Origin of the sequence: Paenibacillus cineris (genome assembly GCF_018333335.1) — a bacterium.
Lineage (GTDB): Bacteria > Bacillota > Bacilli > Paenibacillales > Paenibacillaceae > Paenibacillus_AQ > Paenibacillus_AQ favisporus.
In genome coordinates, this window is the sequence record NZ_BORU01000016.1 from 1 (window position 1) to 552 (window position 552).

1 rRNA gene is annotated in these 552 nt (G+C 47.6%); it reads left to right on the plus strand.

Features of this window, described 5'->3' with window-relative positions:
• Positions 1 to 84 (plus strand): 16S ribosomal RNA (locus KI379_RS33690); the annotation flags it as partial.
• Positions 85 to 552 lie beyond the last annotated feature (468 nt).

Sequence of the window (552 nt, forward strand, 5' to 3'; positions counted from 1 at the left end):
CAGCCGCCGAAGGTGGGGTAGATGATTGGGGTGAAGTCGTAACAAGGTAGCCGTATCGGAAGGTGCGGCTGGATCACCTCCTTTCTATGGAGAATCGCTTCCTGCGATGGAAGCATTCAAATAACGGCCGACGTAAGTCGCCGTACCCGCTTTGCGTAAGCAAAGCAACTACTCACTCGTTGGTCAGTTTTGAGAGTTCAAACTCTCGCATACGATTTCCAGAACTTGCTTGTAGTCAAGTGATTCGGGATTTGGTATGATATAAGTCCGGTCGCGAGACTGGATGATTTGATCCTTGAAAACTAGATAACGAAACGAATCTGCGTTTTAGAAATATCCTTTTAGCTGAACTTGTGTCACAACAAGTTAAGTTTTAAGTAGCAGACGAGTGTTTTGAACGATGAGAGCCTTTGGCTTTGCGCCTAGCGCAAAACAAGAAAACGAATCGGGCAAAACAGGAGTCATTATGGTTAAGCTACTAAGAGCACACGGAGGATGCCTAGGCGCTAGGAGCCGATGAAGGACGTGGCGAACAACGATACTGCCTCGGGG